Annotated in this window: 15 protein-coding genes, 1 pseudogene and 1 riboswitch; of the genes and pseudogenes, 5 read left to right on the top strand and 11 right to left on the bottom strand. The window is 76.5% G+C overall.

The features are described from left to right. Positions 1-41 precede the first annotated feature (41 nt). The 3 genes from SXIN_RS03195 to gdhA form a co-directional block, all read right to left on the bottom strand. Complete coding sequence (locus SXIN_RS03195; RefSeq protein WP_019706386.1) at positions 42-779, bottom strand: Mut7-C RNAse domain-containing protein; 738 nt, start codon at positions 777-779, stop codon at positions 42-44. 197 nt (positions 780-976) lie between these two features. Beyond that, positions 977-1,786: an SAM-dependent methyltransferase gene (locus tag SXIN_RS03190; protein ID WP_095756560.1), complete on the bottom strand. Its 810-nt coding sequence runs from the start codon at positions 1,784-1,786 to the stop codon at positions 977-979. 352 nt (positions 1,787-2,138) lie between these two features. After that, the gene (gene gdhA, locus SXIN_RS03185; protein ID WP_019710535.1) at positions 2,139-3,521 is read right to left on the bottom strand and encodes an NADP-specific glutamate dehydrogenase; all 1,383 of its coding nucleotides are present in this window, start codon (positions 3,519-3,521) and stop codon (positions 2,139-2,141) included. Between the two features lie 221 nt (positions 3,522-3,742). On the opposite strand from gdhA, the gene SXIN_RS03180 reads away from it, so the two are divergent. Beyond that, positions 3,743-4,159, top strand: a complete 417-nt coding sequence (locus SXIN_RS03180; protein ID WP_019710534.1) for an HIT family protein — start codon at positions 3,743-3,745, stop codon at positions 4,157-4,159. Between the two features lie 69 nt (positions 4,160-4,228). Next, positions 4,229-5,740, top strand: coding sequence for a glycosyltransferase (locus tag SXIN_RS31870; protein ID WP_238153659.1), 1,512 nt, complete (start codon positions 4,229-4,231; stop codon positions 5,738-5,740). Positions 5,741-5,778: 38 nt separating this feature from the next. On the opposite strand, the gene SXIN_RS03170 is transcribed toward SXIN_RS31870, so the two are convergent. The 7 genes and pseudogenes from SXIN_RS03170 to SXIN_RS03140 all read right to left on the bottom strand — a co-directional run bounded on the left by SXIN_RS03170 (position 5,779) and on the right by SXIN_RS03140 (position 12,466). Next, positions 5,779-6,714, bottom strand: a complete 936-nt coding sequence (locus SXIN_RS03170; protein WP_095756559.1) for a DMT family transporter — start codon at positions 6,712-6,714, stop codon at positions 5,779-5,781. A gap of 13 nt (positions 6,715-6,727) precedes the next feature. Then, a complete protein-coding gene (locus tag SXIN_RS03165) occupies positions 6,728-7,465 on the bottom strand; it encodes an SDR family NAD(P)-dependent oxidoreductase (protein ID WP_272951790.1) in 738 nt (245 codons plus the stop codon). A gap of 692 nt (positions 7,466-8,157) precedes the next feature. After that, positions 8,158-9,414, bottom strand: a pseudogene (locus SXIN_RS03160) (cytochrome P450); the annotation flags it as partial. Then, on the bottom strand, positions 9,411-10,052 hold the full coding sequence (locus SXIN_RS03155) for a GTP-binding protein (protein WP_019710532.1): 642 nt from the start codon (positions 10,050-10,052) through the stop codon (positions 9,411-9,413). The gene SXIN_RS03155 and the pseudogene SXIN_RS03160, both read right to left, overlap by 4 nt. Then, positions 10,030-10,392, bottom strand: coding sequence for a DUF742 domain-containing protein (locus tag SXIN_RS03150; protein ID WP_019710531.1), 363 nt, complete (start codon positions 10,390-10,392; stop codon positions 10,030-10,032). The genes SXIN_RS03155 and SXIN_RS03150 overlap by 23 nt, the downstream gene beginning before the upstream one ends. Beyond that, a complete protein-coding gene (locus SXIN_RS03145; protein WP_176743598.1) occupies positions 10,389-10,799 on the bottom strand; it encodes a roadblock/LC7 domain-containing protein in 411 nt (136 codons plus the stop codon). Before SXIN_RS03145 ends, SXIN_RS03150 begins: the two co-directional genes overlap by 4 nt. Positions 10,800-10,801: 2 nt before the next feature. Beyond that, the gene (locus SXIN_RS03140) at positions 10,802-12,466 is read right to left on the bottom strand and encodes an ATP-binding protein (protein ID WP_095756557.1); all 1,665 of its coding nucleotides are present in this window, start codon (positions 12,464-12,466) and stop codon (positions 10,802-10,804) included. Positions 12,467-12,934: 468 nt separating this feature from the next. Beyond that, a riboswitch (cobalamin riboswitch) is annotated at positions 12,935-13,083 on the top strand. 54 nt (positions 13,084-13,137) lie between these two features. Between SXIN_RS03140 and cbiE the strand changes: the two genes are divergently transcribed. Continuing rightward, complete coding sequence (gene cbiE / locus SXIN_RS03135) at positions 13,138-14,580, top strand: precorrin-6y C5,15-methyltransferase (decarboxylating) subunit CbiE (protein WP_095756556.1); 1,443 nt, start codon at positions 13,138-13,140, stop codon at positions 14,578-14,580. Beyond that, the gene (gene cobM, locus SXIN_RS03130) at positions 14,577-15,377 is read left to right on the top strand and encodes a precorrin-4 C(11)-methyltransferase (protein ID WP_095756555.1); all 801 of its coding nucleotides are present in this window, start codon (positions 14,577-14,579) and stop codon (positions 15,375-15,377) included. The genes cbiE and cobM overlap by 4 nt, the downstream gene beginning before the upstream one ends. A 91-nt stretch (positions 15,378-15,468) precedes the next feature. On the opposite strand, the gene SXIN_RS03125 is transcribed toward cobM, so the two are convergent. Then, a complete protein-coding gene (locus SXIN_RS03125; RefSeq protein WP_095756554.1) occupies positions 15,469-16,695 on the bottom strand; it encodes a cobalt-precorrin-5B (C(1))-methyltransferase in 1,227 nt (408 codons plus the stop codon). A 410-nt stretch (positions 16,696-17,105) separates the two neighbouring features. On the opposite strand from SXIN_RS03125, the gene SXIN_RS03120 reads away from it, so the two are divergent. Beyond that, positions 17,106-17,852 carry a cobalt-precorrin-6A reductase gene (locus SXIN_RS03120; RefSeq protein WP_095756553.1) on the top strand — a complete coding sequence of 249 codons (747 nt, stop codon included), beginning with the start codon at positions 17,106-17,108 and terminating at the stop codon, positions 17,850-17,852. Positions 17,853-17,934 lie beyond the last annotated feature (82 nt).

The raw sequence follows: 17,934 nt of genomic DNA, 5'->3' as shown, positions 1-17,934 counted from the left end.
CGGGGAACGGGAGGCGGCGGCGAGTGCCCGCGTCCGCGCGGTCAGCGGTGCGGCCGGCGGCGGACCGTACGCGCCGCTTCCGCCACGACCTCTTCGAGGCGCCGGTGGTGGGCGCCCGGCCAGTAGACCTGGCCGCAGTCGCGGCACCGGGTGAACAGGTCCTGGGTGCGCCGGGTGCCCGCGTCGAGCAGGTGCTCGATCTCCTCCTTGGCGACCGGCACGAGCGGCCCGTTGCACGCGGTGCAGCGCGTCCAGGGAGCCAGCGGCGGCGCGAACCGGTCGAGCACATCGGTGAGCTGCTCGTCCGGACGGGAACCGCGGACGAAGGCCCCGCTCCACAGGGCCCGGCGGCGCAGCAGACCGCGGTCCCGGGTCAGCAGCACCCGCCGCTCGGCGTTCGCCCGCTCGACCAGCGCGGGGTCGTCGAGATCGTTGCGGTAGGCGGTGTCCGCGCCGACGAGCCGCAGGCGGCGGGCCAGCGCGCCGAGATGGACGTCCAGCAGGAAGCGGGGAGGGCCGCCGTCCGGCAGCGGCTGGGGGCGCCGCACCTCGCGCACCTCCACGACGTCCCCCGCGCGCGGCCGGCGGGACGTCTCCACCGGGCGCCCGCCGACGAGCAGTTCGCCGACCTCGGGCAGCGGGACCCCGAGCGACTCGACCACATGCCCCAGGGAGGACGTGCCGTCGGGCGCGACCCGCACCTCCGCGCCTCGGTGGCGCGAGGTCAGCAGCATCCGCAGACCGGGGTCGAAGCGCAGGCACACCTCCGGTTCGCTCATGCCGCCAGCCTGCCACGCGCGGGGACGCCGGTGCCGTTCTCCCGGCGGGGCGGGGCGGGGGATGCGGCGGAGGGGCGGGGGCCGTCACCCGAGCGGCACAGCCGCCGGCCGGACGGTACGCGTCCGCCCCCCGCCGCGCGGCCGGCTCCGCCGCGCCTCCCCGGCCGCCCCCGCTCCGGCCCGGCCTCCCCGGTGCCTCATCCCTTCTTCCGGGCCACGCCACCCCAGTAGTAGGCCGCCCTCGGGTCGGCCGGGGGTTCCTCCGGGCGCCATTCCATGACCGGCACCACGCCCGGCTCCAGCAGCTCCCAGTCGCCGAAGAACTCCGAGACCTGCGCCCGGGTGCGCGGCACCAGCGTCATCTGGCCGCGGGCGGCGGCCTCGACGACCTCGGACATCGCCTCCGGGTTGAAGTCCTGTGTGGGGTGGGTGATGGCGACCTGGCTGCCCGGCGGCATGGCGTCGAGCAGGGCGGCGACCGTGGCCCAGGGACGGTCCTGGTCCTTCAGGAGCATCAGGACCGCCACGAGCAGCAGCCCGACCGGCTGTTCGAAGTCCAGGTGCCCGGCCACCTCGCGGTGCGCCAGCAGCTCTCCCGGCTTCCGCAGGTCGGCCTGGACGTAGACGGTCCTCCCTTCCGGCGACTTCTCCATGAGGGCCTTGGCGTGGGCCTGCACGATCGGGTCGTTGTCGACGCAGACGACGCGGCTGTCGGGGGCGACGATCTCCGTCACGGAATGGGTGTCACCGGCGGCCGGCACACCGGTCCCGATGTCGAGGAACTGACGGATGCCCCCTTCCCCGGCCATCTGGCGAATCGCGCGGCCCAGGAACCTGCGGTTCTCCCGGGCCATCGTGCGGATGCTCGGGATGGCCGTCTCGAAGGCCTTGCCCAGTTCCCGGTCGGCCTCGAAGTTGCTGCTGCCCCCCAGCCAGTAGTCGTACATACGGGCGGAGTGGGCGACGCTGGTGTCGATGCCCGCAGGGGCGGCATTCTGATCCGTCATAACACCTGCTTCATCATGGGTAGTTGAACGGTTGTCCTAATGCTTGGTGGCTGAGCGTAGCTGCCCACCCCCGTGCATGTGCACGGTACGCCCGAACAAAGGGGCCGGGTTGCCCCCGCGGCCCCGAGCGGCACGCCCGGCCGGTCCGTCCCCGATGAGGGAAGGACCGGCCGGGCGTCCGTTACGGGCCGTTATGGGGTGTTCTCGTGCGGGGCGGGGCCGCACCGCGGGGCGGCGGCGGCCCGCGGCCGGGGCCGCGGGCCGGACGCGCCGGACCCGGGCCGTGTTCTTGCAGCGGCCCGCGCCGGACGTCCGGTGCGGACGTCCGGCGCGGGCGTGGGGGCGCGCGGACTCAGATCAGGCCCTGCGCCAGCATGGCCTCGGCGACGATCTCGAAGCCGGCGATGTTGGCTCCGACCACGTAGTTGCCGGGCCGGCCGTAGCGCTCCGCCGTGTCGTGGCAGGAGTCGTGGATGTGCTTCATGATCTCGGCCAGCCGCTCCTCGGTGTGGGAGAAGGTCCAGGAGTCCCGGGAGGCGTTCTGCTGCATCTCCAGGGCGCTGGTCGCCACACCGCCCGCGTTCGCCGCCTTGCCGGGGGCGAACGCCACGCCCGCCTCCTGGAGCACCCGCACGGCCTCGGGGGTGGTGGGCATGTTGGCGCCCTCGGCGACGGCGCGGACGCCGTTCCTCACGAGGCCGGCCGCGTCGGGGGCGGTGAGCTCGTTCTGGGTCGCGCAGGGCAGCGCCACCTCGCAGGGCACCTCCCAGACGCTGGAACCGCTGACGAAACGGGCCCCGGACCCGCGCCGCTCGGCGTACTCCGAGACCCGGCCGCGGCCGACCTCCTTGATCTCCTTGAGGAGTTCGAGGTCGATGCCCTTCTCGTCCACGACATAGCCGCTGGAGTCGGAGCAGGTGATCACCTCCGCGCCGAGCTGCTGCGCCTTCTCGGTCGCGTAGAGGGCGACGTTGCCGGAGCCGGAGACCGCCACGCGCCGCCCGGACAGGTCGTCACCGCGCGCCTTGAGCATCTCGGCGGTGAACAGGACACAGCCGTACCCGGTGGCCTCGGTGCGGGCCTGGGCGCCGCCCCAGCCGAGGCCCTTGCCGGTGAGGACCCCCGACTCGTAGCGGTTGGTGATGCGCTTGTACTGGCCGAAGAGGTAGCCGATCTCCCGGCCGCCCACGCCGATGTCACCGGCGGGGACATCCGTGTACTCGCCCAGATGGCGGTACAGCTCGGTCATGAAGGACTGGCAGAAGCGCATGACCTCGGCGTCGGAGCGGCCCTTCGGGTCGAAGTCGCTGCCGCCCTTGCCGCCGCCGATGGGCATGCCGGTGAGGGCGTTCTTGAAGATCTGCTCGAAGCCGAGGAACTTGACGATGCCCAGGTTCACCGAGGGGTGGAAGCGGAGGCCGCCCTTGTAGGGGCCGAGAGAGCTGCTGAACTCCACCCGGAAGCCGCGGTTGACGTGGACCTCACCCGCGTCGTCCGTCCACGGGACACGGAAGATCAGCTGCCGCTCGGGCTCGGAGACGCGCTCGATGATCTTCGCTTCGGCGAACTCCGGCCGCCGGGCGAGAACCGGGCCCAGCGTCTCCAGGACTTCCCGGACAGCCTGGTGGAACTCCGCTTCGCCGGGGTTCCGCCGGAGGATCTTCGCGTACAGCTGTTCGATCACGCGATCCTGGCCTGGGTGGTTCTGGACGAGCGTGGAGGTGCGGGGCTCCATCAGATCGGGCTCCTTTTACGGGGCGTACGGCGTGCGGGTGCCGATGCGCGCGTGCGTCATGCCGTCTCCGCCGGTGCGTCGTCGCGTCACTGGGACGTCGCGGGCGCGGGACCGCCGTGCAGCGGCCGCGGACGGCCGCTGGTGCGATTATCGCCGGTCGCGGCGGCGGGCTCCCGGGGAGGGGGCCTGCCCGGTGCTTCCGGCCGGTGTTCACTGAGGGGATGGATTGCACCTTTTGCCTGATCGTCGCGGGCCGGCTGCCGAGCCACCGGATCCACGAGGACGAGGTGGCGGTGGCCTTCCTCGACCGCCGTCCGCTCTTCCCCGGCCATGTGCTGGTGGTGCCGCGGCGGCACGCCGGGACCCTCACGGACCTGACGGCGGAGGAGACCGGGCCGTTCTTCCTCCGGGTGCGGTGGATCACCGGCGCGGTGGAGCGCGGCACGGCCGCGGCCGGGTCGTTCGTCGCCGCGAACAACCGGATCAGCCAGTCCGTGCCCCACCTGCACGTCCACGTCGTCCCCCGCAACCCCAAGGACGGGCTGCGGGGCTTCTTCTGGCCCCGCCACCGTTACGCCGACGAGGAGGAGCCCGCGCGGATCGCCGCACGGCTGCGGGCGGAACTGGACGATGCCTGACCGGGGCGGCGCCGGCGATCGGGGCGGTCCGGACGGTGAGGGTGGGCTTTATGGGGGTATTCGCGTCTTATGTGTTCTTCTTCGGCGGGTTCGGCGGGCCCCGGCCCCCGCGGGCCATCGGTCGCGGTCCTCGTCGAGCTGGAGTGGAACGCCCTGGCGGGCGGGCATCTCAAGTGCTGGGAGCGGTTCGCGGAAGCCGCCGCCCGGCTGGGCTCCGGCGCGGGCGGCTCCGAGCGGCGGGGGGACGGAGCACCGGCCGGAGCCGGCGTCGATCTGACCGTGTACGTCCTCGGCGGCCGGGAGCGGGTCGAGCCGCTGTCGCCCCGGGTGCGGTTCGTCGTGCTGCGCCCGGTCATCAGTTCGGCCCCGCTGGCGCCCGCCCTCGGCCGGGCGGACGCCTCCGACCTCGCCCCCTACCACCCGGCGCTGGCCCGGCTGCTGCCCCGGCACGACGTCTGGCACCTCACCCACACCTTCGCCTTCGCCGCGACGGCGGTCCGGATGGCCCACCGGGAACGGCGGAACGCGCGGCGGAACCCGGCCGCCGGCCGCCCGCACGGGCTCATCGGCTCCGTCCACACGGACGTACCGGCGCTGACGGCGGCCTATCTACGCCAGCTCACCGACCGCCTGCACACCGCGCGGCCCGTGGCGGCGGGCCTCCGGCCGGCCGCGCACGGGCCCGCGCGGAGCCCCGCCCCGTGGTCGCCCGCCTCCTCCCGTCCCGCCGCGCCCGCCCGCGCCCCGTTCGCGGCGCTCTCCCCGTCCGCGGCGCACCCCGCACGCCTGTCGCCCGAGGCGCTCGCCGCCGGGCTGGCGCGGCACCGGCGGGACCGGCTGCTGCGCGCCTGCGACCGGGTGCTCGTCTCCACGCCCGAGGAGCGGAGCGAGATGGGCGCCCTGCTGGGCCCCGACCGGGTGTCCCTGTTCGGGCGCGGCATCGACCACGAACGCTTCCGCCCGGACCCCGGGGCGCGCGGCCGGCTGGCGCGCGCCCACGGGGTGCCCGCCGACCGCATGGCCGTGGTGTTCGCCGGCCGGGTCGATGCCTCCAAGCGGGTGATGGTGCTCGCCGAGGCGGTGCGCCGGCTCCTCGACACGGGCCGCCCCGTCCACCTGGTCGTCGCGGGGACCGGCGCCGACTCCCCGCGGGTGAGGGCCCTGCTGGGGCCCGGTGTGACGCTGCTCGGCACCGTGCCCCAGGAGCGGCTGGCCCAGGTGTACGCGGGCTGCGACGTGCTGGCGTTCCCCTCCCGGTCGGAGACGGCCGGCAACGTCGTCGCCGAGGCGATGGCCTGCGGGCTGCCAGCCGTCCTCCCGGCCGGGGCCCGTACCCGGCGGTGGCTGGCGGCACCGGGCGCGGACGGGCTGCTCGTCGCCGACGACGACGCCGCGGGCTGGGCCCGCGCCCTGGCCGGCCTGGCCGACCGGCCGGAGGTGCGCACCGCGATGGGACGGCGGGCGGCCGGGACCGCGCGGCTCCACCACCGCTCCTGGGACCGGGTGCTGCGCGAGGACCTGCTGCCGCACTGGTACGCGGTCTCCCCGCGCCACGGTGCGGCGGCCCGTACCGCCGTGTGACCGGGGCGCTCCCGGGGCGCCCCGGGCCCGCCTCGCTGTCAGCCGCGGCGCACCCCGCCTGTTCCGTTCCCGCCCCCGGCCGCGGGCCCGGCCTCTCCCGGTGGGCGGTCGGCGGTCTCACGGCGGTACAGCGCCTTCAGCAGGGGAGAGGTGTCGAGCAGCACGATGCCGGCGAACAACAGCAGCAGCCCGGCGAGCGCCACCCCGCCCGCTGGCCAGCCGGTGCGCACCGACTCGCCGAACAGGGTGACGCCCGCCGCGATGGCGACGGCGGGCTCGACGGCGTCCATGACGGGCATGCTGGCGGCCAGCGGCCCGGCCTGGAAGGCGCTCTGGATCAGCAGCAGCCCGCCGATACTGGCTCCCACCAGCAGATACGTCTGCCACGCCGTGAACACGGCGGCCGCTCCCCCGTCGAACCGCTCGACGGTCGCGGCCAGCAGGACGGACTGCGTCCCCATCACCAGCCCGGCCGCGAGCGCGATCAGCGACGCCTTCGCCGTCCCCCCGGCATGGCGCCCGGCAACCAGTGCGAGGGCGGCCGCGGCCCCGACGCCGGCGAGCATCACCAGCCAGGCGCCCGGATCGGCCACCGCCTCCGCCGGCCGGGGACGCGCGGCGGCGAGCGCGGTGACGAGGCCGGTGCTCACCGCGAGCACGCCGCACCACTCGCGGCGGCGCAGCCGCATCCGGAGCACCAGTGCGGAGAGCGGAATGGCGAACAGCAGTTCGCTCACGATCAGCGGCTGCACCAGCGTGAGCGGCGCGTACGCCAGTGCGAGCCCCTGGCAGCCGTACGCCAGGACGGCCAGCGCGATGCCGGACACCCACAGCGGCTTCCGCGCGAGATCCAGCAGCAGCCGGAAGGAGAGGAACTCATCGGCGGGCCGGGCGCTCGCGGACCGCTGCTGGAGCACCCCGGCCAGGGCGAAGCACAGGCCCGCGGCCAGGGCGGCGGGGATGGCGACGAGCACGTCCGCGCGCCGGTCAGGCGAGCCGGGAGGCCATGCGGTGGTAGAGCGCCGGCGCTCCGCCCCGCAGCCGGGCCGGAATCCGCAGCCAGCGCGGGACGAAGACCTCCCGCTGCCGCCGTTCGACCGCCCGGCAGACGGCTTCGGCCACCCGCTCGGCGGGGACCGGCCTCGGCACCCGGCGCCGGTACGGGGCTCCCCGGCGCTCGAAGAAGGGGGTGTCGACGACACCGGGCAGTACCACCGAGACGGACACCCCCGACGCCCGCAGCTCGTGGCGCAGGCTGTCCGCGAAGACGCACAGGCCGCCCTTGGCCGCCGAGTACACGCTCTCCCCGCCGACCCCGACAGCCCCCGCGACGGAGGCCACCAGCACCACGTGGCCGCTGCCGCGCCGCACCATCGCGGGCAGCAGGGCGTGCACGAGACGCAGGGGGGCGGTGAGGTTGACGGCGATCACCTCGTCCAGGGCCGGGGCGGGCATCGTCGCGAACGGGCCTTCGTAGCCGACGCCCGCGTTCGCTACCAGGACGTCCACCCGCCCGGCCGCTTCGAGAGCCTGCCGTGCCAGCGCGCGGCAGCCCTCGGCCGTGGCCAGGTCGCCGGGGAGGGCCGTCCCCCCGGAGGCCGCCGCGACCCCGGCCAGCCGCTCCCGGTCCCGGCCGTTCAGCAGCAGCCGCCGGTCCCCGGTGGCCGTCATCCGCCGGGCCACCGCCGCGCCGATGCCGGAGGAGGCGCCGGTCACCAGCACCACGGGGGCGGATTTCCCGGGGACGGGGTGCTCCGGTGCCGGTGCGGCGGAACCGCCCGGAGCGGGGCGGGCCGACCGGCGGGTGCGCTCCGGCGCCGGGCCGGGACCGCCTTCCGGTGCCGGGGGCCGCGGTGCCGGTTCCGGCAGTGTGCCGGTGTCCCTCCCGGGCTCGTGCTCCCACTCGGACATACGGCGGGCCCTCCCGGATCGGCGGAGTCGGCGGGGAACGGAGGCGGTGCGGGTGCGGAGCGGTGCGGAGTACCGCGGAGGCGGCGGCGGGGGAGCCGGGGTGAGAAGCGGCAAGGGCACCGTGTCGCAGGGATACGGTGCCATTCCGGACCGCGCGTCCGGTACCCGCCATGCCGGTGGACACCGGCCGGAAGCGGTGGGCCGGGGCCGGGTCCCCCGGCCGTTCACGGAGCGGCGGGGCCCGTGCGTCCGGGTGGCGCGGCAGGGGGGACCGGTGACGCCGGGGCGGTCCGGCCGGCGGCGACGGCCGCGATCCGGGGAGGAGCGGGAACCCTGCCGGGCGGAGGGCCGGTCTGCGCGGGGCGGGAGACCCGTGGTGAGGGAGTTCCGGCGGACGGTCCCCCCGCCGGGGCCTCTGCCGCGGGGGACGCCCCACCGGGCGGCGCCCCGGCGGCACCCGCTCCCGGAGCCCCGCCCGGGGAGGCCCCGGGCCGTGACGCCGCCGTCCGCTCCGCCGCCGTCCGCTCCGCCGCCGGTGCGAAGCTCACCGGCAGGGAGGCCGGGCAGTGGGTCCACGGGGAGGCCCGCCAGGGCAGTTCCCCGTCCGGCACCGACAGCCGGACCTCGGGCAGCCCCCGCAGCGCCGTCTCGACGGCCGTCTTGGCGATCAGCCGGGCGGGCACCTGCGCCGGGCAGGCGTGCGCGCCGGAGGAGAAGGCGAGGTGCGCCCGGTTGCCGAGCATGTCGTACGGGTCGGACGGTCGCACGGCCGGATCGGCGTTGGCGGCGGCGAGGCCGAGCACCAGGACGTCCCCGCAGCGGATCGTCCGGCCGCCGAGTTCGGTGTCGTGGAGGGCGTAGCGGGCGGGGAAGTTGGCCATCGGCGGGTCCTGCCAGAGGACTTCGTCGAGGGCCTCGTCGACGCCGAGCCGTCCGCCGTGGAGCCGGCCCCGGAAGCGGGGGTCGGTCAGCATCAGCCGGAGGGTGTTGGCGATCCAGGCGGTCGTCGTCTCGTTGCCGGCCGAGATCATGACGATCACGGAGCGCAGCACCTCGGCGTCGTCGTGGAGGTCGGGATGCGCCAGGAAGGCCGAGGTCAGGTCGGACCGGGGATGCTCACGGCGGTCCCGGAGCACGGCGGAGAGGATCTCCTCGAAGCGGTTTCCGCCGGGCCGCGGCCGGCCGTCGCCCGAGAGCAGGGCCGCGCGGGCGCGCAGCAGTTCGCGTCCCTCCGTCTGCTCCAGGCCGAAGAGGCCGCCGATGGCCAGCAGCGGCACCACCCGGGCGTATTCGGACACCAGGTCGGCGGTGCCGCGCCCCGAGAAGGCTTCGAGGAGCCCCGCGCACACCGCCTCCACGGAGCGGCGCATCCGCCGCTGGTCCGCGCCGGCCACGGCGTCCACGAGGGGGCGGCGCAGCCGCTGGTGCTCGGTGCCGTCGTGGCCGATGACGTTGTCGCGGTGCGCCATCATCGGCAGCAGCGCCGAATCGGGCCGGACGACACCGTCGTTGAGGTCGCGCCAGTGGCGGGCGTCGCGGGAGAAGGTCTTCTCCTGCCGGGTCACGGTGAGCACTTCCCGGTAGCCGAGGACGAGCCAGCCGGGCACGCCGGGCTCCAGTTCGACGCGGGCGACGCTGCCCCACTCCGCGCGCAGCCGTTCGTAGACGTGCCGGGCGTCGGCGCCGGCCGCGGAGACCAGGGGCGTCAGACCGGTGGTGATCCCGTGGGCCGGGCAGCCCGGGGGCACGGCGGGGACGGTCATCGGGGCACCTCCTGTGCGGCGGTGGCGGAGACGTACTCCACGAGCGTGATCAGGGCGTCGCGGGAGGCGCGGCGCCGGCGGGCGTCGCACATCACCACGGGGGTCTCGTCCAGCAGGTCGAGGGCGCGGCGCAGATCGTCCACGGTGTGGTGGCGCGGGGTGTCGGGGAAGTGATTGACCGCCACGGCGAACGGCAGGCCGCGCACCTCCAGTTGCTCCAGCACCTCGAAGCTGTCCTCCAGACGTCGGATGTCGACCATCACCAGCACCCCCAGCGCCCCCTCGGCCAGCCCCTCCCACAGATCCCAGAACCTCCGCTGGCCGGGGGTGCCGAAGAGGTAGAGCACGAGGCCGGGGTTGAGGGTGATGCGGCCGAAGTCCATCGCCACGGTCGTGGTGGTCTTGCCGGCCAGGCCGGCGAGGTCGTCGACGCCGGCGCTCTCCTCCGTCATGACCTCCTCGGTGCGCAGCGGTGTGATCTCGCTGACCGAGCCGATCAGGGTCGTCTTGCCGACCCCGAACGCGCCGACGACCAGGAGCTTCACCGCCCGTTCCACGGTGTCGGGCAGATACCGCCCGTCGGGCGGGAGGGTGCGTCCCGCGGCCAGGCGGGGGTCAGCGGAGCTTGCGGAGACCATCGAGCACCTCCTGGAGCAGGTCGCGGTCCGTGCGGGCGGCCGGGGGGATACCGGTGCGCGCGGTGAGGTGGCCCGAGTCGACGAGGTCCGAGGCCAGGACGGTCACGGTGCTCACCGGCAGCCCGAGGTGTGCCGACGCCTCCGCCAGGGACAGCAGGCGGCCGCACATCCGCACCAGGGCGCGTTCCTGGCGGCTGGCGGAGACGGGCAGGTCCTGTTCCCGCGCGGAGGCGACGAGCAGGGTGTCGAGCGCGACCGTGTTGCGGCTGGGGCGGGCCCGTCCGCCGGTGAGCACATAGGGCCGCAGGGGGGTGTCCAGATACTCCCCGGGGGCCGTCATGAGACGGCGCCTTGCCGCGGCGGGCTGGACAGGTGGCTGCCGATGCGGTTGACCTGGATGCGCATCTGCTGGGCGATCAGCTGCGGGTCGACCGCGGCGTCGGTGACGACGGCCAGATACGAGCCCTGCCCGGCGGCGACCATGAAGAGGAAGCCGCCGTCGAATTCGACCATTTGCTGTATCACGGCCTTGCTGCCGGTGCCGAACTCCCGCCCGAGGCCCTTGGCGAGGGACTGCAGACCGGAGCAGGCGGCCGCGAGCCGGTCGGCGCTGTCCCGTCCGGTCCCCTCGGAACGGGCCATCAGCAGGCCGTCGGTGCTGAGCACCACGACGTGCCGGACACCGGAGACGGAGGCGACGTCCGCCACCATCCAGTCGCGGCCGGCCGGGCTCTTCATCTGGTGCATCGTCATGTGAGGTGTCCTTCGGCGTCGTCGTCGTCGCGGTGCGGGCGGCCGTCGCGGCCGGGGGTGCCGCCGTGGCCCGGCAGGCCGGGGGCCGCGCCGGGGCCGGAGGCGCCCACGCGCTGCCACGGGCCTCCGGGGGGCGCGGCGGACGGCCCCGGCTCCGGGGTCTCCGGGCCGGTCCCGGCCGCTTCCGCCGTCCCGGCCGTCTCCGCCGCGTCCTCCGTTTCCACCGCCCGTGTCCGGGCGGTGCCGGCGCGGCTGCCGGCGAAGAGGGCACCCATCCAGGCCCCGGCCCGCTCGGGGGAGGGCGGCGGCGGGGGAGGGGGCAGCTTCCCGGTACCGGTCAGCTCGGAGAGGGGCGGGACGGCGGCGCGGTGGCGGCTGGAGCGCCGCTGCGGCAGTCCGGGACCGCCCGTGGCGGCGGACGGCGGTACGGGGACGGTGCCGGTGACGGCCGTCGCGCCGGCCGGCACGGTGCCGCCCCCGGCGTGCGCGGTCTCGCCGGCCGAGGGGCGCCGGGAGGCGGGCACGGCGGGCGGCTCCAGGGTCTGCAGCAGGGTGCCCGGCACCAGGACCACCGCGCGGACCCCGCCGTACGGGGAGGGCAGCAGGTCGACCTTGAGCCGGTGCCGCTCGGCGTACCGGCCGACGACCGCGAGCCCGGTCTGCGGGATCTCGCCGAGGTCGGCGAAGCCCAGCAGCCGGCGCCCGGCGGCGATCTCCCGCGCCTGTTCGAGGGCGTACTCGTCCATGCCGAGACCGGCGTCGTCGATCTCGATGACGGCGCCGCGGGTCACGGTGCGGACGGTCACCTCGACGTGGGTGGTCGGCGGCGCGCACTGGGTGGCGTTGGCGAGGAGCTCCGCCACGACGTGCACCAGGGGCTCCACGACGGTCGCCACCGCCGCGATGTCCTGGTCGCCGCAGACCTTGACGCGCTGGTACGACACGATGCGGGAGGCCCCCGCGCGGACCACGTCCACCAGCGCGTGCGGCTTCTGCCACTGCTGCCCGGGCCACTCGCCGCACAGCACCGCGAGACTCTGCGCGATCCGGGCCTGCTGCGCGGCGGCGTGGTCGCCGCGCATGCTCGCCTCCAGGACGTCCGGGTGGGCGGAGTGGCGGGCCTCCAGGGCGGCCATCTCCTCCTGGATGCGGTGCGAGGACGCCTGCACCCGGCGGGCGAGGGCCACGACGACCAGGCGCAGCGACTCCTCCCGCTCGCGGACGGTCCGCACGGCGGCGGTGGCGGCCGCCAGCACCCGCTCGTACTCCCGGGCCGTGCCCGGGTGGCTCTCCGCGGGCTGCGGGACCGGCACCGGTTCGCCCGCCAGGGCGGCCGGGAGCCGGACGTCGGCGAGATGCCGGACCGTTTCCTCCCGCCGGGCGTCCTGGTGGGCGCAGAACTCACGCCACTCGGTGTCGTGCCGTGCGGCCTCCTCCCGTGCGGCCAGCGTCTCGCGCTCGCAGGCGCGCAGCGCGCTCTGCAGCCGCTCGAAGAGACCGACCAGCAGGGCCGCGGTGAGGACGTGGCAGGCCACGGCCCAGCCGGCGCCCACCCCGCCCAGCGCCCACGGGTCCGTGACCGCGACGGCGGCCAGGAGCATCGCGGCCGGGCGGACGAAGCGGCGGCGGAACGTGGAGGAAGCGATCGAGGGTCGAACCATGGCACACCTTGGGAAGGGACGGACGGCGGATGACGGAGGCCCGCACGCGGGGCGAGGCCCCCGGTATGAGGTCTGCCGCCGGGCGGCGGCCGCGTCGTCCGGCCGCCCGGCCGTCCTGGCGTCCGGGCGCCGCCGTGCCGCGGACGGCGGGGCCCGGAGCCGCCGGGCGGCGCTCCGCGGCCCTCTTTCTACCGGCCGGTGCCGCCGCCGCGGGCCCGATGTGCGCGGTACGGCACCGGGCACATCGATTCGAGGGGTACGCCCGGCAGGCCCGGCCGGGCCGGCGCGAGCGCCCGTGGCCGGGAAACGGGGGGCGGAGGGGAGGCCGGAACGGCGGGAGTCTCGGGTCCACGGGACGGAGCATAGACCCATGTATGAGCCATGCATTTCTTAATATCGCAGCTCAGAGCGGGTGTCGCACAGAAGAGCGGAGGTCGTCGCACACCCGCCCGCACCGATGCGGGAGGATGCTGCCCAACGAGGCGACGGGAACCAGGAAGCCGGTGCGAATCCGGCGCGGTCCCGCCACTGTGACCGGGGAGCGGACCCCATCCGAGCCACGGCCCCCGCGGGCCGGAAGGCCGGGGCGAGCGCCGATCCGGCAGCCAGGAGACTGGCCCGTCGCCGATCCGCCGCACCCGGGGCGAGGACACCCCAGGAGGAGGTTCGCGATGAGCGACGACGACGCGCCGTGCCCCGGCGCGGGCCGCGCGCCGGACACCGTCACCGTGGTCGGCATCGGCGCCGACGGCTGGGACGGGCTCGGACGGGACGCCCGGGAGGCGCTGCGCCGTGCGGGGACCGTCATCGGCGGCCCCCGCCAGCTCGCCCTGCTGCCGCCCGGCTGCACGGCGGAACGGGTGCCCTGGCCGTCACCGCTGCGCCCCGCCGTGCCCCGGCTGCTCGCCGAGCACGCCGGGCGGCGGGTGGCCGTCCTGGCCAGCGGCGACCCGATGTTCCACGGCATCGGGCGGACCCTGGCCGCGGCCATCGGCGCGGAGCGGCTGCGGGTGCTGCCCCACGCCTCCTCGGTGTCGTACGCCTGTGCCCGGCTGGGCTGGGCGGCGGAGGAGACCGAGGTGGTCAGCCTGGTGGGCCGGCCCGCCGCCGCGCTGGCCGCCGCCCTGCACGCGCGCCGGCGGCTGCTCGTCCTGAGCGCGGGCGCCGGGACCCCGGGCGAGGTGGCGGCACTGCTGTGCGACCGCGGCTACGGGCCGAGCCGGATGACGGTGCTCGAACAGCTGGGCGGCGGCGCGCGGGAACGCCGGTTCGAGGGCACCGCCGCCGGCTGGCCGCATCCGCCCGGTGATCCGCTGAACGTCGTCGCCGTCGAGTGCCGGCCCGGGCCGGGCGGCCACCGGCTGTCCGCGGTCCCGGGGCTCCCGGACGAGGCGTACGAGCACGACGGGCAGCTCACCAAGCGCCGCGTGCGGGCGGCCACGCTGGCCGCACTCGCCCCGGCACCGGGCGAACTGCTGTGGGACATCGGCGGCGGCTCCGGCAGCATCGCGGTCGAGTGGATGCGCGCCGGACGAGGCTGCCGCGCGGTGAGCGTGGAGCGCGACCCCGTACGGGCCGCGCGCATCCGGCGGAACGCGGAGCGGCTCGGGGTGCCCGCGCTGCGGGTGGTCACCGGGGCCGCCCCGGAGGCCCTGGACGGACTCGCGGACGGGCCCGCGGACGGGCGGGGCGCCGGACTCGGGCCGCCCGACGCGGTGTTCGTCGGCGGCGGGCTCACCGCCCCCGGGCTGCTGGAGGCGTGCTGGGCGGCGCTGCCCGCCGGAGGACGGCTGGTCGCCAACACGGTGACGCTGGAGTCCGAGGCACTGCTGGCGGAGTGGTACCGCCGGCACGGCGGGGAGCTGGTACGGATCGCCGTCTCCAGTGCCGTACCGGTCGGCGGGTTCACCGGCTGGCGGCAGGCGATGCCGGTCACGCAGTGGGCGGTGACCAAGCCGGGGGAACGGGGGCCGAGGGGAGCAGCGGCCGGGGGAACAGCGGGCGCCGGCGCGGTGACGCGGGCGGACCGGACATCGGCAGGGCGGCCACCGGCGGGGCCGGCGTCCGCGGAGCGCATGCCGGCCGGAAGGCCGGACCGAGGAGAAGAACGATGACGGTGTACTTCATCGGTGCCGGTCCCGGCGCCGCCGACCTGATCACCGTGCGCGGGCAGCGGCTGCTGGAGTCGTGCGCCGTCTGCCTGTACGCGGGCAGCCTGGTGCCGCGCGAACTGCTCGCCGCGTGCCCGCCGGACGCGCGGCTCGTGGACACGGCGCGGCTGAACCTGGACCAGATCACGGCGGAGCTGGCGGACGCGCACCGCGCGGGCCACGACGTGGCCCGGCTGCACTCCGGGGACCCCTCGGTGTTCAGCGCGGTCGCGGAGCAGATGCGGCGGCTGGAGGCGGCCGGCGTGCCGTACGAGATGGTGCCCGGCGTACCGGCGTTCGCCGCGGCGGCCGCGGCGCTGGGACGGGAGCTGACCGTGCCGGCCGTCGGCCAGACCGTGATCCTCACCCGCGTCGCCCAGCAGGCCACCCCGATGCCGGACGGCGAGGACCTGGCCACCCTGGGGCGCAGCCGCGCGCTGCTCGTACTGCACCTGGCCGCCCGCTACGCGGACCGGGTCGTCGCCGAACTGCTGCCGCACTACGGGGCCGACTGCCCCGCCGCGGTGGTGGCGATGGCGAGCCGCCCGGACGAACTGGTGCTCCGGGGCCCGCTCGGCGGTATCGCCGGCCAGGTCAGGGCGGCCGGGGTGACGCGCACCGCGGTCATCGTGGTCGGCCGCGCCCTGGGCGCCGGACAGTTCCCGGACAGCCATCTGTACTCGGCGGAGCGCGACCGGTGCGGCACGGCCGCCCCGGACGGTCGCGCGGCCCCGGACGGGGGGAGCCGGCCGGAACGGTGACCGGCCGCGCGCCGGCATCCGGACGGAACGGGTGTGCGCCCGTGCGGCGGTGCGGGGCGCTGGCCCGCGCGGGCTGCGGAGGCGCCCCGGGTCAGTCCTCCGGGGCGCGGGCGCCGGACGGCCCCGCCGGCGCCGCGCGGCCGACCACCCTGCCCGCGCGGTCGATACAGAGCACGTCCACGGTGACCGGTTCGCCGCGCAGCACCCCGAGCGCCGTCCCGCGCGCGGCCTCCGCCACCAGGTCGCCCAGCGGGACACCGCGCGCCGCGCAGCGCTGGAGCGCCTCCAGGCCGGTGTTGGCCCCGGCCACGGCGGCGGCCAGTTCCTCGTCCGCGCCGCCCCGGCGGGCGAGGTCCGCGAGGAAGCCCTTGTCGACCCGGGAGCGGCCCGAGTGCAGATCCAGATGGCCGGCGGCCAGCTTCGACAGCTTGGCGAAACCGCCCGCGATGGTGAGGCGCGGAACCGGGTGGCGCCGCAGGTACTTGAGCACGGCCCCCGCGAAGTCGCCCATGTCCAGCAGCGCGTCCTCCGGCAGGCCGTGCTCCGCGACGGCGGTCCGCTCGGAGGTGGAACCGGTGCAGCCCGCCACATGGGTGCGCCCGGCCGCCCGCGCGACGTCGATGCCGCGCCGGATGCTGTCGATCCACGCGGAGCACGAGTAGGGCACCACGATGCCGGTCGTGCCCAGGATCGACAGCCCGCCCAGGATGCCGAGCCGCGGGTTCCAGGTGGAGCGGGCGATCTCCTCGCCGTGGTCCACGGAGAGTTCGATCTCCACGTCACCGGAGCCGCCGTGGCGGGCCGCGACCTCCGCGATGTGGTCGCCCATCATGCGGCGGGGCACGGGGTTGACGGCCGGCTCCCCGACGGCCAGCGGCAGACCGGGGCGCGTCACCGTGCCGACGCCCGGACCGGCCCGGAACACGACACCGCTGCCCGGCGGCAGCAGGCGCACGGTGGCGCGGACCAGGGCGCCGTGGGTGACGTCCGGGTCGTCGCCCGCGTCTTTCACGACCCCGGCCGCCGCCCGGCCCTCCGCGGGCCGCAGCTCCTCGGTGGCCAGGGCGAAGGCCGGGGTCTCGCCCCGGGGCAGGGTGATGGTCACCGGGTCCGGGAAGCGGCCGGTGAGCAGCGCGGTGTACGCCGCGGTGGCGGCGGCGGTCGCGCAGGCGCCGGTGGTCCAGCCGGGGCGCAGGCCGGTCCGCGCGAGCTGTGCGGTGCGGCCGCCGGGGGCTTCGGCGGACCCGCCCGGACTCCCGGGGGGAGGTCCGGGGGAGTCCGCGGAGCCGGTGGCGCGGGGCGGGTCGGGCGTGGTCATGCGGTGCTCCGGGCGGCGGGGAGGTTGGCGGAGAGGCTGGCGGAGGGGCAAGCGGCCGGAGAGCGTCCGGCGGTGTGGTCCATGCGGTTCCTGCGGGCGGACGGGCGGACGGGCGGGCGCGGGAGGCAGGCACGTCCGTGCGATCGTGCCATCCGCGCGCCCGGGAGGCGTGCGGACAGCGGCCCGGGCGCACGGCTGCGGGACCGTCCGCCATCCGGTGCTCCGCTACGGCCGGCGGGACCTGCCACCGCGGCGCTCTCCGGGGCCGGGCCACGGGGGGCCGGAGACCGACCGCCCCGCCGTGACCCCCGGGCCGTACCCGCGCGAGCGGGCGGGAGGACGCCGGGAGATGATGTCCCGGCGCTGTCCGCGGCGCGGGCGAGCGGAGCGCGGGAGCCGGGAGGGGACGGATGCGACGCCATGTGCTGATCCTCGGCGGTACCGGTGAGGCGAGGCGGCTCGCCGGGGAACTGGCCGCCGATCCGGGGCTGCGGGTCACCAGCTCGCTGGCCGGGCGGGTCGCACGGCCGCGGCTGCCCGCCGGCGAGGTCCGCGTCGGCGGATTCGGGGGCCCGGAGGGCCTGGCCCGGTGGCTCCGCGAGCACCGGGTGGACGCGCTCATCGACGCCACTCATCCTTTCGCCGGCACCATCAGCCGCAACGCGGCCCGGGCCGCCGCCGAGACCCGTGTTCCCCTGCTCGCCCTGCGCCGGCCCGGCTGGACGGCCGGACCGGGCGACGACTGGCACCCCGCCGCCTCCCTGGAGGAGGCCGCCGCGCTGCTCCCGGCCCTCGGGGAACGCGTGTTCCTGACGACCGGGCGGATGGGACTCGCCGCCTTCGCGGACCTCACCGGGCTGTGGTTCCTGGTGCGCTCCGTGGACGCCCCCGGACCGCCGCTCCCGCCCCGGACCGAAGTCCTGCTGGCGCGCGGGCCGTTCACGGTGGAGGGGGAGACGGAACTGCTGCGCCGGTACGGCATCGACGTGCTGGTGACCAAGGACAGCGGGGCCGGGGCCACCGCCGCCAAGCTGACGGCGGCCCGGCGGGCCGGGCTGCCGGTGGTCGTCGTGCGGCGTCCGGAGGTCCCGGCGGGGGTGCCGGCGGTGGCCGACGTGGCCGGAGCGGTCGCGTGGCTGCGGGACCGTACGGGGTGACGGGAGCCGCCGTGCGGCGGGCGCCCGGTGCCGGTTCTTCCGTTTCCCCGTCCGGCCGCACCGGAGCGGGGGACGGCGGCGG

This window comes from Streptomyces xinghaiensis S187 (genome assembly GCF_000220705.2).
Taxonomy (GTDB): Bacteria; Actinomycetota; Actinomycetes; order Streptomycetales; family Streptomycetaceae; genus Streptomyces; species Streptomyces xinghaiensis.
The sequence above is the reverse complement of the archived record's forward strand: the minus strand, read 5'-3'. Positions and strand labels throughout refer to the sequence as shown.

Coding starts and splice junctions, on each gene's coding strand:
- cobM (WP_095756555.1), top strand. CDS start 14,577: ATGACGGTGTACTTCATCGGTGCCGGTCCCGGCGCCGCCGACCTGATC.
- SXIN_RS03140 (WP_095756557.1), bottom strand. CDS start 12,466: ATGGTTCGACCCTCGATCGCTTCCTCCACGTTCCGCCGCCGCTTCGTC.
- SXIN_RS03195 (WP_019706386.1), bottom strand. CDS start 779: ATGAGCGAACCGGAGGTGTGCCTGCGCTTCGACCCCGGTCTGCGGATG.
- SXIN_RS03125 (WP_095756554.1), bottom strand. CDS start 16,695: ATGACCACGCCCGACCCGCCCCGCGCCACCGGCTCCGCGGACTCCCCC.
- SXIN_RS03180 (WP_019710534.1), top strand. CDS start 3,743: ATGGATTGCACCTTTTGCCTGATCGTCGCGGGCCGGCTGCCGAGCCAC.
- SXIN_RS03150 (WP_019710531.1), bottom strand. CDS start 10,392: ATGACGGCCCCCGGGGAGTATCTGGACACCCCCCTGCGGCCCTATGTG.
- cbiE (WP_095756556.1), top strand. CDS start 13,138: ATGAGCGACGACGACGCGCCGTGCCCCGGCGCGGGCCGCGCGCCGGAC.
- SXIN_RS03145 (WP_176743598.1), bottom strand. CDS start 10,799: ATGCACCAGATGAAGAGCCCGGCCGGCCGCGACTGGATGGTGGCGGAC.
- gdhA (WP_019710535.1), bottom strand. CDS start 3,521: ATGGAGCCCCGCACCTCCACGCTCGTCCAGAACCACCCAGGCCAGGAT.
- SXIN_RS03190 (WP_095756560.1), bottom strand. CDS start 1,786: ATGACGGATCAGAATGCCGCCCCTGCGGGCATCGACACCAGCGTCGCC.
- SXIN_RS03155 (WP_019710532.1), bottom strand. CDS start 10,052: ATGGTCTCCGCAAGCTCCGCTGACCCCCGCCTGGCCGCGGGACGCACC.
- SXIN_RS31870 (WP_238153659.1), top strand. CDS start 4,229: ATGTGTTCTTCTTCGGCGGGTTCGGCGGGCCCCGGCCCCCGCGGGCCA.
- SXIN_RS03120 (WP_095756553.1), top strand. CDS start 17,106: ATGCGACGCCATGTGCTGATCCTCGGCGGTACCGGTGAGGCGAGGCGG.